The sequence below is a fragment of the Paenalcaligenes hominis genome (genome assembly GCF_011927625.1).
In the GTDB taxonomy this organism is placed as follows: Bacteria; Pseudomonadota; Gammaproteobacteria; order Burkholderiales; family Burkholderiaceae_B; genus Paenalcaligenes; species Paenalcaligenes hominis.
This window is the reverse complement of the sequence record NZ_JAATIZ010000005.1, coordinates 15,401-30,189: the sequence shown is the minus strand read 5'-3', so window position 1 is coordinate 30,189 and position 14,789 is coordinate 15,401. Positions and strand designations below refer to the sequence as shown.

General features: G+C 48.9%; 16 protein-coding genes. 11 read left to right on the top strand and 5 right to left on the bottom strand.

Annotation, left to right across the window (positions count from 1 at the left end; translation table 11 throughout):
- Positions 1 to 35: 35 nt before the first annotated feature.
- From hpnE to hpnC, 3 genes are read right to left on the bottom strand one after another with little or no spacing between them, the layout of a single operon-like run.
- The gene (gene hpnE, locus GGR41_RS11725) at positions 36 to 1,328 is read right to left on the bottom strand and encodes a hydroxysqualene dehydroxylase HpnE (RefSeq protein ID WP_167662030.1); all 1,293 of its coding nucleotides are present in this window, start codon (positions 1,326 to 1,328) and stop codon (positions 36 to 38) included.
- Positions 1,319 to 2,194 (bottom strand): presqualene diphosphate synthase HpnD, encoded by an 876-nt coding sequence (gene hpnD / locus GGR41_RS11720; RefSeq protein WP_167662028.1) that lies wholly within the window; start codon positions 2,192 to 2,194, stop codon positions 1,319 to 1,321. The genes hpnE and hpnD overlap by 10 nt, the downstream gene beginning before the upstream one ends.
- A gap of 2 nt (positions 2,195 to 2,196) precedes the next feature.
- The gene (gene hpnC, locus GGR41_RS11715) at positions 2,197 to 3,063 is read right to left on the bottom strand and encodes a squalene synthase HpnC (protein WP_167662026.1); all 867 of its coding nucleotides are present in this window, start codon (positions 3,061 to 3,063) and stop codon (positions 2,197 to 2,199) included.
- Between the two features lie 101 nt (positions 3,064 to 3,164).
- On the opposite strand from hpnC, the gene alr reads away from it, so the two are divergent.
- From alr to phoU, 11 genes are all read left to right on the top strand, one after another.
- Positions 3,165 to 4,304: an alanine racemase gene (gene alr, locus GGR41_RS11710; protein ID WP_167662024.1), complete on the top strand. Its 1,140-nt coding sequence runs from the start codon at positions 3,165 to 3,167 to the stop codon at positions 4,302 to 4,304.
- An 8-nt stretch (positions 4,305 to 4,312) separates the two neighbouring features.
- The gene (locus tag GGR41_RS11705; RefSeq protein WP_077734844.1) at positions 4,313 to 5,029 is read left to right on the top strand and encodes an SDR family oxidoreductase; all 717 of its coding nucleotides are present in this window, start codon (positions 4,313 to 4,315) and stop codon (positions 5,027 to 5,029) included.
- A gap of 4 nt (positions 5,030 to 5,033) precedes the next feature.
- On the top strand, positions 5,034 to 6,422 hold the full coding sequence (radA, locus tag GGR41_RS11700) for a DNA repair protein RadA (RefSeq protein ID WP_167662022.1): 1,389 nt from the start codon (positions 5,034 to 5,036) through the stop codon (positions 6,420 to 6,422).
- Positions 6,422 to 7,123 carry a 3-deoxy-D-manno-octulosonic acid kinase gene (locus tag GGR41_RS11695; protein WP_167662020.1) on the top strand — a complete coding sequence of 234 codons (702 nt, stop codon included), beginning with the start codon at positions 6,422 to 6,424 and terminating at the stop codon, positions 7,121 to 7,123. Before radA ends, GGR41_RS11695 begins: the two co-directional genes overlap by 1 nt.
- A gap of 74 nt (positions 7,124 to 7,197) precedes the next feature.
- The gene (locus GGR41_RS11690) at positions 7,198 to 8,298 is read left to right on the top strand and encodes a polyamine ABC transporter substrate-binding protein (RefSeq protein WP_167662018.1); all 1,101 of its coding nucleotides are present in this window, start codon (positions 7,198 to 7,200) and stop codon (positions 8,296 to 8,298) included.
- Positions 8,299 to 8,331: 33 nt separating this feature from the next.
- Positions 8,332 to 9,462 (top strand): ABC transporter ATP-binding protein, encoded by a 1,131-nt coding sequence (locus GGR41_RS11685; protein WP_077734847.1) that lies wholly within the window; start codon positions 8,332 to 8,334, stop codon positions 9,460 to 9,462.
- A complete protein-coding gene (locus GGR41_RS11680; protein ID WP_077734848.1) occupies positions 9,459 to 10,376 on the top strand; it encodes an ABC transporter permease subunit in 918 nt (305 codons plus the stop codon). The genes GGR41_RS11685 and GGR41_RS11680 overlap by 4 nt, the downstream gene beginning before the upstream one ends.
- 5 nt (positions 10,377 to 10,381) lie before the next feature.
- A complete protein-coding gene (locus tag GGR41_RS11675; protein ID WP_077734849.1) occupies positions 10,382 to 11,176 on the top strand; it encodes an ABC transporter permease subunit in 795 nt (264 codons plus the stop codon).
- Between the two features lie 37 nt (positions 11,177 to 11,213).
- Complete coding sequence (locus tag GGR41_RS11670) at positions 11,214 to 11,561, top strand: arsenate reductase family protein (RefSeq protein WP_167662016.1); 348 nt, start codon at positions 11,214 to 11,216, stop codon at positions 11,559 to 11,561.
- Between the two features lie 6 nt (positions 11,562 to 11,567).
- Complete coding sequence (gene rpiA / locus GGR41_RS11665) at positions 11,568 to 12,239, top strand: ribose-5-phosphate isomerase RpiA (RefSeq protein WP_167662014.1); 672 nt, start codon at positions 11,568 to 11,570, stop codon at positions 12,237 to 12,239.
- A 62-nt stretch (positions 12,240 to 12,301) separates the two neighbouring features.
- A complete protein-coding gene (gene phoU / locus GGR41_RS11660; RefSeq protein WP_167662013.1) occupies positions 12,302 to 13,021 on the top strand; it encodes a phosphate signaling complex protein PhoU in 720 nt (239 codons plus the stop codon).
- Positions 13,022 to 13,073: 52 nt separating this feature from the next.
- On the opposite strand, the gene GGR41_RS11655 is transcribed toward phoU, so the two are convergent.
- Positions 13,074 to 13,346: an oxidative damage protection protein gene (locus GGR41_RS11655; RefSeq protein ID WP_077734852.1), complete on the bottom strand. Its 273-nt coding sequence runs from the start codon at positions 13,344 to 13,346 to the stop codon at positions 13,074 to 13,076.
- 83 nt (positions 13,347 to 13,429) lie between these two features.
- The gene (argA, locus tag GGR41_RS11650) at positions 13,430 to 14,788 is read right to left on the bottom strand and encodes an amino-acid N-acetyltransferase (protein ID WP_167662011.1); all 1,359 of its coding nucleotides are present in this window, start codon (positions 14,786 to 14,788) and stop codon (positions 13,430 to 13,432) included.
- Between the last annotated feature and the right edge of the window lies 1 nt (position 14,789).

Sequence of the window (14,789 nt, the reverse complement as noted above, 5' to 3'; positions counted from 1 at the left end):
CATATCAGTATGTGGGTTTTTTTGTCAGTGGGGATTCAGTGAAAAGCGCATGCTGCAGCTAACCCACTTTGTACGGCACCCTCAAGCACTGCTGGATAAGGGTTTTGGACCCAGTCACCCGCCAGCATAAGACGCGGCCATGGGGTGTGAGTACTAGGTCGAGTTAAATGGGGACGAGCCACAAACGTCGCTCTTTTTTCTGTAATGAGTTCACTAGCCACGATAGGCGGCAAAGGAAACACAGACTGGGTTTGTAATTGCTGCCTAATTGCTGCTGTGATTGCTTCTTTACTGTGGCCTTGTAAGCGATTGGCATAACTAATGGTGACGGCAATGACTTGACCCAAATCGCTGTCAGGTAAAGCTGCATGATTGAATACCCACTGACCCGCTTGGAGGCCATGTAGATCCTCTTCAAGCATCAACATGGGGTGCGGGTTTTCCCAGGCGTGCTGGGGCAACAAATACAAAGTGGCAATCGGGTTGAAACAAAAGTGCGATATCGAATCAATAAAAGCCTTGTTTTGATTGTCTTTATCCAGATTTTGTAGCAGGCGATGACAAGACGGGGAGTTTGTTGCCACAATCACCCCATCTAGGTGGTGACCATTAATTTGATAACCGTTGGCTGTGGTTTCTATAGTACGTACAGGGCTGCCCGTGTGTATTTGCGCATGTTGCAATGCCTGCTCAGCCCAAAGACTGCCCATAGGACGTAACGGTATTAGCATTTGCGTAGCGGCACGGGCCCCCCCCAAACTATCCCGTAATACATGGGCAAAAAGCTGGGCGCAGGCCGCATCAATAGGTGTATTTAGTGCTGCTAAACACAGTGGGTGCCAGAGCTTTTGTATTAATACCTCGGGTTGTTGGGTGTGCTGTAACAGCATTGCCACGGTTTGCCCAGCTGGAACCTGCCACTGACGCGTACGCAAGTAGCGATACAGCTTACCCAAAGCGAAGCGGTCTTTAAACGCTAAGCCCTTAGCATTCACTAAAGGACCAAGCAAATGAAAGGGGGCAGGAAGGGGGGCCGTCTTAAAACGAAAACGCTGATCAGCGCTATAAATATCCAAGTCGAAACGGTAAAAATGCTTGTCTGGGCTAAGGCCGAGTTCATCCATAATCGCTAAGGTTGAGGTATACGCCCCCAGCAAAATATGCTGCCCATTATCTAGGGTTTGGCCTAAAAGCTTAGAGTGGTAATTGCGGGCACGCCCCCCTATTTGAGGTGCCGCCTCGAAGACGATGGCCTCGTGCCCGTCTTTGTGCAGTTGCCAGGCAGCCGCTGCACCCGCCCAACCTGCACCAATAATTCCTATGCGCATTGCTTGAGCCGACGTAAGAGCGATTTACCCCCAGTCACCCAGGTTTTCCACGCTAACCAAAACTTACGGATAGGGGTGAGAGAGGTGCGTTTATCTAACACCTCCCAACGATCGGCAGCAATTTCTTCTAATAGAGCGAAATAAATGGCCGCCATCAACAAGCCAGGACGCTGACTACGTCGATCGGCTTCGGGAAGGGCTTCGGCGGCCTCTTTGTAGAGCTGATACGCACGTTGAGTTTGAAATTGCATTAATGCCTCAAATCGATCACTGTGCTGGGCATCTAAGATTTCATTCGGGCGTACTTGAAACCGCTCTAAGTCCTCGAGGGGTAAGTAGATACGACCACGACGCGCGTCATCGCCTACGTCACGAATAATATTTGTTAGCTGAAAGGCAAGCCCTAGCTTAGTGGCATAGTCACTGGTGGCTGGGGTCGTTTGACCAAAGATTTTAGCGGATAAGATGCCTACTACGCTGGCTACATGCCAACAATAACGCTTCAAGTCTTCCCAAGTCTGGTAGCGCACTTCCTCTAGGTCCATTTCCATGCCATCAATGACGGCAAGCAGTTCGGTGATTTTTAAATCATAGACAGGAATATGCGGTGCCAGTGCTTTCATAACAGGGTGTGTTACGTCTTTAGGGCTATGGTAGAGTGCATTGACTTGATCGCGCCACCAGACGAGCTTCATGCGTGCTACCGAAGACTCTAAGGTTTCATCGACCACATCATCCACTTCACGACAAAAGGCATACAAAGCCGTTATGGCTTTACGACGCTCGGGGGGTAGAAATAAAAAAGCATAATAAAAGCTCGAGCCGCTTTGGGCTGCCTTGTCTTGGCAGTATTCATCAGGTGTCATCGTTATTTATTGTGAAATGAAGTGGTCAAAAGACGTAGGCCTAAGCGCATCCAGTCTGCTTTAGCTAATTGGGGGCGATGGTTAAACACATCGTAATCAACCTCGTCCAAACGCTCAAGAATACGTAAACCACCTAAAATAATTAATCGTAATTCAAGCCCAATACGCCCGGGTAACCGAGTAGCAAGTGGCATACCGCTAAGCAGCAATTGTCGTGCGTGTTCGACTTGCTGTTGCATCATACGAAGCCAGTGCTTGTTGTCTGTGACAGAAGTGGGCCTCTGAGCACAGCGATCTGCGATGTAGGTTTCGCTGAGCTCAAATTGAGTTAAGGTGTCTGTTGGGATATAGACGCGATCTTTTTCCCAATCGATAGCAATATCTTGCCAAAAGTTAGTGAGTTGCAATCCCGTGCAAATGGCATCGGACATGTCCAAACTGTCTGGGCGCTGCTCGTTATATAAATGTAATAGAATGCGTCCTACTGGATTAGCTGAATGAGTGCAATAATAATAAAGCGCCTCATAATTTGTATGCCGTTTTACGGTCACATCTTGCTCAAATGCCGTGATGAGGTCATTAAATAACGATATAGGCAGCTGCTGCTCAATAATGACGGGGGCCAGCGGCGTGAAAATAGCAAAACGCGAATCGTTAGGGCTTAGTTGGAGCTGACCAGAGGCAATTTGCTGTAGCGCATCGCGGTAACTTTGCAGCTGGTCTAGGCGCCAGTTAGGGCAGTGGTCACCTTCATCGGCAATATCATCCGCACTACGTGAAAACCAATAGATATGGTGAATGGGGCGACGTAGTCGTCTAGGCAACAGCCACGAGGCGACAGGGAAATTTTCATAATGATCGACTGACATAGCTGCAAGTATAAAGCACCATTGCGTAAACGGATTGATCTACGTTTTAATGAGGCATTATATAGGTAGTCTTTAGGCGTTTTTTATTTTTAGGTTTTTTCATGCCCCGTCCCATACGTGTTCAGGTTTCTATTCCTGCCTTACGTCACAACTTAGCACAAATACGTACTGCGTTAACTCATCAGGTGCAGCCATTACAGCGTCCTACGCCGTCTATCTGGGCGGTAATTAAAGCCAATGCTTATGGCCATGGCATTGACCAGGCGGTGCAGGGGTTTGCAGCAGCTGATGGCTTAGCAATGCTAGATATTAACGAAGTGGTACGCTGTCGTGAACGAGGATGGAACAAGCCACTCATGTTACTCGAGGGCTTCTTTGGTCCAGAAGACTTGACTACTATTGATGAACACCAGATTACTACCGTGATTCACAGTATTGAACAGCTGCAGCTCCTAGAGCAGCATGCGGCTCGGCTACGACATCCACTTGATGTGATGGTGAAACTCAATACCGGGATGAACCGTTTAGGGTTTGCCCCCGAGCACTTCGAGTCCGTTTATCGCCGACTTCTCCAATTGCAGTCCCAAGGTACGATTGGTCAACTAGGAAAAATGACCCATTTCGCTCGCGCTGATGACGATCCTAGTATCACTTATCAGCAGCTACAATGTTTTACGCAGTACACCTCTCAGCTGCCCGGACGCATCAGTGTCTGTAATTCAGCAGGTACACTCACTGCCAGTTTGCAACAACATTTGTCGACACAGTTTGAACAATGGGTGCGCCCTGGTATTTGCTTGTATGGTGCGTCTCCTTTTGCTGCGGTGCCAGCACACAGTTTGGGTCTAGTTCCCGCTCAAAGCTTGCGGGCCGAAATTATTAGCATTCGTGATCTCGCTGCCCACCAAGGGGTAGGCTATGGCCACAGTTTTATTAGTCAGCACCCTATGCGCCTTGGGGTGGTGGCCTGCGGGTATGCCGATGGGTACCCTCGTCATGCCCCATCAGGCACCCCCATTTGGGTCCAAGGTCAAGCTACACAGTTAGTCGGCCGCGTCTCTATGGATATGCTGATGGTGGATTTAACTTCTATTCCTCAGGCTCAAGTGGGCTCAGAGGTGGTGTTGTGGGGGCAGGATGGGCCTTCTGTGGACGAGGTAGCGTTGGCGGCAGGCACCATTGGCTATGAGTTATTATGTGCGGTTGCGCCACGCGTGCCACGTGTAGTAGTTGAAAAGTAGGAATACAAATGAAAAATAAATGTGTATTAGTAACCGGCGCCACCAAAGGCATCGGCTGGGCGATTAGCCAACATCTGGCAGATTTAGGGGCTCATGTGGTGGGTTTAGCACGTAATACCCAAGACATCGACTTTCCAGGCTATTTGTATGCCTGTGATTTAGCGAATGCAGGGGAAAGCGAAGAAGTCTTACGGATGCTGCGCGAAAAATACCCAATCGATGCCGTAGTGAATAATGTCGGCTCCGTCATGCCGCAGCCAATCGGCGAGGTCGACCTAAATGTCCTATATCAGGTCTTCGATTTAAACGTGCGAGCTGCTGTGCAAGTGGCCCAAACCTTTATCCCCTCAATGAAAGCCAGACAAGAAGGGCGCATCATCAATATTTCTAGCCGAGCAGCCCATGGGGCGTATGATCGCACTAGCTATGCAGCGGCAAAAAGTGCACTGCTTGGTTGTACTAATACGTGGGCGCTCGAGCTGGCGCCCTATGGCATTACGGTCAATGCGATTTCTCCTGGCGCTACCGAAACGGCGCTTTTTAGACAAAACTGTCCAGAGCGCAGCGAAGACGAGTTGCGTTTGTTAAAAAGCATTCCGATGGGCCGTTTCGCCCAAACCGAAGAAATTGCCGCTGCCGTTGCCTTTTTGCTAAGTGATGCAGCCGGGTATATTACCGGTCAAGAGCTGCTCATTGATGGCGGCAGTAGCCTAACAGGGCGATAACAGTATGGTGACGCGAAAAACCAGTAAAAAAGCCAAAACGGCCTATGTATGCTCCGAATGCGGGGCAGATAGTCCCCGCTGGGAGGGACGCTGCTCTCAGTGCCATCAGTGGAATACGATGCAAGAGGTGGTGGTCGAGCCTGCCTCTAGCAGTAGCGTAAGCAATCGTTACGAATCTTTAGGTGGGGCTAGCCCAGTACAAAGCTTGACCGATGTTCAAGCACGCGAGCTACCACGTCAACCCACGGGCTTATCAGAACTTGATCGCGCCTTAGGTGGAGGGCTAGTGGACGGGGGGGTGATTCTCATCGGGGGTGACCCTGGCGTAGGAAAATCGACACTGCTCTTGCAGGCGATGTCTACCTTGGCGCAAGTCGTGCCAGTTTTATATGTCACCGGAGAAGAATCCGCGGAACAGGTCGCCTTACGGGCACGCCGGTTAGACTTGCCGACTCAAGGGGTAGATTTACTGGCCGAAATTCAGCTTGAGCACATCACGCAAACCTTGCTTGAACGTAAACCTAAAGTTGCGGTGATCGACTCAATCCAAACGCTGTACTCGGCTCAGCTCACCGCAGCACCAGGTTCTGTGTCCCAAGTTCGAGAGTGCGCGGCTCAGCTGACGCGGTTGGCTAAGCAGAATGGTATCGCTATGGTGTTAATTGGTCACGTCACCAAAGACGGCTCGTTGGCTGGGCCGCGTGTTTTAGAGCACATTGTCGATACGGTATTGTATTTTGAAGGCGACCCACAGTCATCCTATCGGCTCATTCGCGCATTTAAAAACCGTTTTGGTGCGGTGAATGAACTAGGGGTTTTTGCCATGACAGACAAAGGGCTGCGAGGGGTAACCAATCCTTCAGCACTCTTTTTGTCTAGACATCAACAGCAGGTCGCTGGCTCATGTGTGATGGCCACCCAAGAAGGCACACGGCCTTTATTAGTGGAAATCCAAGCCTTAGTCGACACCGCCCACGTGCCTAATCCGCGTCGCTTGTCAGTTGGCCTCGAAGGGGCGCGTTTATCTATGTTGTTGGCGGTAATGAATCGTCACGCAGGCATTGTTACCTATGATCAGGACGTCTTTGTCAATGCGGTGGGTGGGGTGCGTATTACTGAACCAGCATCCGACTTAGCAGTATTGCTTGCTATTATGTCATCGCTTAACGACCGCCCCTTACCTAAGGGCTTGGTAGTATTTGGCGAGGTAGGCTTAGCAGGGGAAATACGTCCTGCCCCCCGAGGTCAGGAGCGCTTACGCGAGGCAGCAAAATTGGGCTTTTCTATTGCTCTTATTCCTAAAGCGAATGCGCCCAAGCAGGCAATTGAAGGGCTCGAGGTGTGGGCGGTAGAGCGCATCGAAGAAGCTGTGGACTATCTACGCTCTAAATAATGACCTGTTCCTTCACCACCCAAACCTTAGCGCATCAAGGCATACGTTTTAACGCCACTGTACTGTCGCAGCCATCAGCGCATTTATTTGACCCAAGCAATCCTAAGCTCAATGCACAACCTGTCACGCAAGGCGGGCGCAATGCAGCGTGGTTTGTGCAGATAGAGGGCGTAGCTGCGGTATTAAGGCATTACAAGCGTGGGGGTCTCATAGCAAAAGTGATTCGCTCTAGTTATTTTTGGCTGGGGGCGGAGCGCACGCGTTCTTGGGCAGAATATGGTGTTTTGTTGCACCTTTACAACAGCGGTGTGGCGGTGCCACTGCCCATTGCAGCACAGTGGAAAAAGCAGTTAGGGGGCTATAAAGCCGCCATACTGGTGGCTCGCATTCCACAGGCTTTACCTATAGCGCACCAGCTTGAAAAAACCCCACCAAAAGCCGTTGCCTTTGCGGTGAAACAAATGCATGATGCCGGAGTATGGCATGCGGATTTAAATGTTTTTAATATTTTAAAAGACGAAAGCGACCGCATTTACTTGATTGATTTTGACCGGGCGCGCCGATTAACTGTTGTGGATAGCAAACAGCGTCTAAATAATTTGTTGCGTCTACGTCGCTCCTTGATTAAAGTGCGGGGCGATACGGGGCAGCAATGGTATGAGCAGTTTTATCAGGCCTATCAACAACTCTCTCAAGCCTAGTCCTATTTTTTGCGTTGAGTTAAACGCAACTCGCCTTTTGGTTTTCCATGTTTTATTTAAAGGGGTTCAACATTATGAACTTCGGCTTAGCCAAACAAATTTTTGTGGGGGCGGCTCTTACTGCTGCTTTTTCTGCAACTCAGGCGCAGGAAAACGTTGTTAACGTTTATAACTGGGCGGAATACACGGCGCCTGATACGATTTCTGGCTTTGAAAAAGCCACCGGCATCAAAGCGCGCTACGACACCTTTGACAGCAATGACACCTTACAAGCTAAGCTATTAACCGGGAAGTCCGGTTATGACGTCGTTGTGCCGTCTACGCACTATGCGGCTCGTCAAATTGAAGGGGGGCTTTTTCAAAAACTGGATAAGTCCAAAATACCTAACTGGGAGCACCTTGATCCAGATCTTATGGCCGTGCTGGCCGAAGTGGACCCTGGCAACGAGTACCTTATCCCTTGGGGTTATGGCACCAACGGCTTGGGTTTTAACGTGACGCGCGCCAAGGAAGTTTTTGGCGAGGATGTCGAGCTAGGCAATTGGGATCTTCTCTTCAAGCCTGAAAATGCAGAAAAAATGAAAGCGTGCGGTATCTCCATGCTTGATGAGGCGGCTCAAGTATTTCCTGCTGTGTTGCATTACTTAGGCAAGGATCCAAACAGCTCTAACCCGGATGACTACAAAGAGGCGCTAGAGCTATTAAAAAGCATTCGTCCTTATATTCGTCAATTTAGCTCATCAGGCTATATTGATGAGCTAGCTGCCGGCGATTTATGCATGGTGTATGGTTTCTCGGGCGATGTCATGATTTCGTCTTATCGAGCCAAACAAGCCAATAAAGACTATACCGTTGACTACTACATTCCTGCTGGCGGTGCGCCTGCTTGGTTTGACACAATGGCTATTCCTAAGGGCGCGGCCCACGTCGATGCTGCCCATGTGTTTATCAACTATATTGAAACGCCCGAGGTCCATGCTGCTATCACTAATACGATGTTCTTCCCCAATGCGAATAAATCGGCACGCGAGTTTGTCATGCCAGAGGTGGCCAATAACCCGATGATTTATCCGCCTGCTGATGTAGCAAAAACCTTGTATGTGATTAAGCCCCAGCCGCTTGCTATTCAGCGTTTACAAACACGCATGTGGTCTGAGCTTAAATCAGGTCGTTAATTTTTACCTACTCTACGATTTAAGGGTAAATCAATGGTTGAAAATCGTTCGGGTGCCTCCTCTTGGGCGGGGGTAGAAGATGAATTCGTTCGCGTAGAAAATGTAGTTAAGATTTTTGGGGACACGGTCGCCGTTAAATCGGTTGACTTGTCCGTGCGGCGTCACGAGTTCTTTGCGTTATTAGGCAGCTCAGGGTCAGGCAAATCGACCTTGTTGCGTATGTTAGCGGGGTTTGAAGAAGCGACTTCAGGTCGAATTTATTTAGACAACGAAGACATAACGGATTTGCCGCCTTATAAACGCCCCATCAACATGATGTTCCAGTCCTATGCTTTATTTCCGCATATGACAGTCGAGGCCAATGTGGCATTTGGTCTAAAGCAAGAAGGGGTGGCAGCGAACGAGATTCACGAGCGCGTTTTTGAGGCACTCGACCTAGTGCAAATGGCGGGCTTTGCCCGTCGCAAGCCCAGCCAACTTTCGGGTGGGCAGCAACAACGTGTCGCTTTGGCTCGCAGTCTAGTGAAACGCCCCAAGCTGTTATTGCTTGATGAGCCCATGTCAGCATTAGACAAACAAATTCGCCAAAAAACCCAAGTGGAGCTGGTGAAAATTCTAGAACAGGTGGGTGTGACATGCATTATGGTCACGCATGACCAAGAGGAAGCCATGACCATGGCAGACCGTATTGCCGTCATGACAGGGGGCCAGATTGTTCAGCTTGGCACCCCTTACGATGTGTATGCGTTTCCTAACTCTCGTTTTGTGGCCAGCTTTATTGGCTCCACCAATTTATTCACAGGTGAAATTGTGGTGGATGAGGCGGATCGCGTGGAAATTCATAGTGAAGAGCTACCCGTTAATCTATTAGTAGACCACGGTGTCAGCGAGCCACTAGGCATGGAAGTGCATGTGTCCATTCGACCCGAAGAAATTCACGTCAGTCACACACAACCTACGCAGGAAAAAAACTGGGCGCGGGGCGAGGTCACTCATGTGGCTTGGATGGGCAGCTACGTGCGCTATCAAATTCGACTCGATAGCGGCATGCTCATGGAAGCAAATGTACCCAGCATGGTGTTAACGCAAGCCGATGCGCCCGAGGTAGAAGACGAAGTGTATGTGTCTTGGTCTGATGACAGTGCAACGGTGTTAGCCTCATGAAAAAGCTCCAGCTCTCTCATTTAAAACCATCGGGGCGCAGTTTACTTATTGCTGCCCCGTTTGCTTGGTTATTGGTGTTTTTGTTCATTCCGTTTTTGCTGGTATTTAAAATCAGTTTTGCGGATCTACAGTTTGGGGTACCCCCCTATACGCCCCTAATTGATTACAGCGATGAAACGCTAAATCTGGTGATGCACCTACGGGGCTATATCTTATTAGTCACCGATAACCTGTATTTAGCAACGTACTTTAGCTCCGTTAAAATGGCGCTGATTACTACGCTATGTTGTGCGCTTATTGGCTACCCCATGGCGTATTACATCGCTCGGTCTAATCCTGCGACACGTAATTTGTTGTTATTGGCAGTAATTTTGCCTTTTTGGACTTCATTGCTGTTACGGGTCTATGCGTGGGTGGGTATTTTACGTAACGATGGCATACTTAATTCCATTTTGTTATGGCTAGGCGTAGTGGATGCGCCTTTAGAAATTTACCGTACCGATTTGGCGGTTTACATTGGTTTGGTGTATGCGTATTTGCCGTTTTTTATTTTGCCGTTATATGCCAGTTTAGTAAAACTGGATACGCGGTTACTTGAAGCGGCTTACGATCTTGGCGCCAGACCTTTTACCGCTTTTCGTCAGATCACTTTGCCGTTATCGATGCCCGGTGTGATATCGGGGGCGATGCTAGTTTTTATTCCCGCAGTGGGGGAATACGTTGTGCCTGAAATGTTAGGCGGTGCGAATACGCTTATGATGGGTCGTGTTATGTGGAACGAGTTCTTCAATAATGCAGACTGGCCTATGGCAGCAGCCGTTACATGCGTCATGGTAGTGCTGTTAATTGTGCCCTTGATCTTTTTCCAATACAGTCAGGTAAAGCACCTGCATGCCGATAAAAAGAAGGGGTAATCCTAATGAAAACAAATCCATATTGGCGTGCGCTCAGTCTAACCGTGGGCTTTGGTTTTTTGTACCTGCCTATTGTGTTTTTGGTGGTGTTTTCCTTTAACGACTCCGCCATTATGACGTCGTGGTCGGGCTTTTCTTTGCGCTGGTATCAGTCATTGTTCAATGATCAAGCGTTATTAAACGCAGCTAAGCTTTCTTTTTTGATTGCTGCGCTTACGGCCACTGCCGCTGTAGCATTAGGGACCTGGGCGGCTTATGTGTTGTCACGCATGGGCAAATTCAAGGGCTTTACACTCTATGTAGGTATGCTAAGTGCGCCCTTAGTTATTCCTGAGGTCGTGTTAGGCATTTCGCTGTTGCTAATGTTTGTGGAAATGTCCAAGTTATTTGGTTGGCCCGATGGCAATGGGATTTTCACTATTTGGGTAGGGCATGTGGTGCTGTGTGTGGCCTATGTGGCGGTGGTGATTCAGGCGCGGATCCGTGATTTTGATAAATCCCTGGAAGAAGCCGCATTGGATTTAGGCGCTACGCCCATCAAGGTGTTTTTTAGTATTACGTTGCCTCTAATCATGCCTGCACTGATGGCTGCGTGGTTGCTGGCATTTACGCTGTCCTTAGATGATGTAGTGATTGCATCGTTTTTATCAGGCCCGGGTTACACTACTTTGCCCGTCGAGGTGTTCTCACGGGTGCGGCTTGGGTTAAAGCCGGAAATTAATGCATTAGCCACCTTGTTTATTTTTGTAATTGGTTTGTTTGTGATCTTAGCAAGCCGTTTACAGAAAAAGGATCATTAACTTTTTATACAGCCGTGCATAGCGGCTGTTTTTTATTATGGTTACGATTTTTGGTTTAAAAAATTGCAGTACATGTAAAAACGCGTTGAAATGGCTCAACGACCACCACATAACGCATACGTTTATTGATTACCGAGACCACCCCATCCCTGCCACCGATTTAACGGCTTGGGCGCAACAACTGGGAGGCTGGGCCAAGTTAGTCAATCGGGCTTCACCTACGTGGCGTCAATTACCTGAAACAAGTAAATCACCAGAAAGTGATGAAGATTGGCTACAATTAATTGCTGAATATCCCACCTTAGTTCGTCGCCCCGTCACAGTCGATGCACACCACGTCTCTGTTGGCTTCAAGGCCGACGCTTACGCACAGCGTTTCGCTTAATTTATTATGTATTCTCAAGACCAATTAAAACAACACGCCGCTACTGCAGCGGTTGACTATCTCTTGCCTATGCTTACCCCTGACACACTACTGGGTATAGGTACTGGGTCAACGGTTGATGTATTTATCGACACGCTTGCTCAACACAAGCATTTATTTAAAGCCGCGGTTTCAAGTTCAGAGCGCTCCACCTTACGTTTGCAACAGCACGGTATTACAGTGCTTGATTTAAACGACGTGGATTCGATGGATTGGTATATCGATGGTGCCGACGAGATTACTCATCATCTGCATATGACCAAAGGGGGCGGTGGCGCTTTAACTCGTGAAAAAATTGTGGCGTCCGTCGCCAAACACTTTCTGTGTATTGTTGACCAGAGCAAGGTCGTAGAGCAGCTAGGTGCATTTCCGCTGCCCATAGAAGTCATTCCTATGGCGCGTCGTATCGTAACGCAACGACTCGAAGCCATCGGTGGCCGTGTTGTGTGGCGCGAAGGCTTTGTCACTGACAACGGCAACAGCATTTTAGATGTGCATGGGCTACAGATTACAGCACCTGCGCAACTCGAAGCCCAGATTAATGATATCCCTGGGGTGGTATGTTGTGGCCTGTTTGCCATTACTGGGGCTAGTATTGCCTTAGTTGCTGGGCAAGACGGTGTCACCACGCTGTCATAATGCCGTAGTATAGTAATCCTAGCGTCCATTTCTGGTGATCTTTTGCGTTTACGTTGGTTCCTATGATTGAACATACAAATAAACAGTTTCATACCGAGCTCGAAGCCACTCGCTCTCTTTTCTTACAAATGGGTGGGGTGGTAGAATCCATGGTCGAACAAGCCATGGAGGCGTTATTCAGCGGCGACTTGCGGCTCGTCGATCAGGTCCGAGAGCGTGAAAAAGAGGTCAACAGTCTAGAGGTCGAAATTGACGAGCGCATTACGTATATCATTGCACGTAATCAGCCTACGGCTATTGATTTGCGCACGTTGCTATCCATTTCTAAAATGTTGACCGACCTAGAGCGGTGTGGTGATGAGGCCGAACGCATAGCAAAAATGGCACGACGCTTGCACGAGGCGGATTCCGGTTACGAGCCTGTGGTCGAGCTACGTCACATGAGCAACTCAGTGGCAAGCATGATCAACCAGTCTTTAGATGCGTTTGCACGCCAAGACATGGTGGTTGCCGCCGATGTGGTGCGCAAAGACAAAGACGTAGACAAAGAATGGAAAGGTTCACTACGTCATGTCATCACTTACATGATCGAAGACCCGCGTACTATTTCCCGATCCATTGATTTAATTTTTATTGCTCGAGCTCTTGAGCGAATGGGCGATCATGCCAAAAACATGGCCGAGCGCGTCATTTATATGGTGCTTGGCGACGATGTTCGTCACACCGGCATGAAAAATACCGTACGTACTGCTTTGGGTAAAGATGTCAACTTCGACGAGTAACACGTAATGGTTGTTAAAAAAGCCTGATAGGAAAATATCAGGCTTTTTTGTTTTATGGCCCAGGGGGGACAAAACCTTGGGCTTCGATATCTTGGTCTTCGAATAGATATTGCTTCATTTGCTCGGCTAGGTATTTACGTGAGCGTGAGTCCGCAAGATTTAAACGGTTTTCATTCACAATACGCGTTTGAATTTGTACCCAGTTTGTCCATGCTTCTTGAGAAATTGACTGCCAAATTTTGACGCCAAGCTCGCCAGGATACGGAGGGAACTCTAAGCCTTCGGCTTCTTTTTTTAATTTCACACATTGCACCATTCTGGTCATATCATCCCTTTATAAAATAGTAATCTGCCCCCATTGTAGTAGAGCAGGCTTACAACATCTACGATGTCGCGGAGTTTATGTGTCTATAGCTTTTTAATAAAAACGAGGCTATTGCGGGCCCGATTATAATGGGCTTTTTTCTCTTTAGGTAAATCAGTAACCGAGCCTTGCACAAACCCCCGTTTAATAAACCAATGAGATGTGCGCGTAGTAAGGACAAATAAATGCGTGGCCCCTAGAGTGCGTGCACGGCTCTCGGCGTGACGTAACAGCAACTCGCCTTCGCCTTCGCCTTGCCACTCGGGTTGAACAATTAAGCAGGCCATTTCAACCATACCTTCGCTAAGATACGGAGTAATAGATACACAGCCATAAATAATGCCGTCGTGTTCTAGTACAGTGAAACGTTCCACTTCGCGCTCTACCACAGCGCGGCCCCGAGGCACGAGAGTACCGTCGGCTTCAAGTGGCTCGATAAGCTGTAAAATGGCTCCCACATCATCCAGCGTGGCGGGTCGTAGGTCATCTAGCTTGTCCTCGACCACCATAGTACCCACCCCATCGTGAGTGAAAATTTCAAGTAATACGCTACCATCGGCTTCGTAGGGCACCAAATGCGCTCGAGGCACGCCGCGTTTAACGGCCTGAGAGGCCGATGCAAGAAAAAAAGAGGCGTCTTCGTCTAAGGTGTTAGATGCCAAAAGTTTGTCAGCCTCGAGTCGGGCCAGCTCGCCAGCTATTTCCTCGTGCTCTGTGCCAACAGTCAGCGTACTAGGGGTTAAGTAAATCAGCTTTTCTGCGCGCAACGCCACGGCGGTACTTAAAGCGAGCTCTTCCATGGCCAAGTTAAACGCTTCGCCAGTAGGTGAAAAACCCAGAGGGGAAAGCAGTACAATGGCTTCTTGCTCTAATGAGCGTAGAATAGAGTTGGTGTCGATTTTGCGCACAGCACCTGCGTGTTTGTAGTCGATCCCATCAATAATCCCCATGGGGCGCGCCGTCACGAAGTTTCCAGAAATGACTCGAATTTGAGCATGCGACATAGGGGTATTCGGTAAGCCTTGGCTAAATGCCGCTTCGATGTCTAAGCGAATTTCTCCGGCGGCTTCTTTTACACACTCTAGGGCGGCGGCGCTGGTTGGCTCATTTTTGCGACCAAAGCTTAAGTCATACCCTTTGACACGCAGTTGCTCATTCACCTGAGGCCTAGAGCCATGTACCAACACCAGTTTAATTCCTAGGGCGGACATTAAGGAAAGATCCGGAATAAGAGTGCTTAACACCCCATCGCGTATTAACTCTCCGCCAAAACCAATCACAAAGGTCTTGCCTCTGAATCGATGCACATAGGGCGCCACCTCGCGAAACCAACGCACAAATTGCGCAGGGGCATACTCGGGTGCATCAAGGGCAGAGAGGGTATCAAGGTCAGGTTGGCTCATA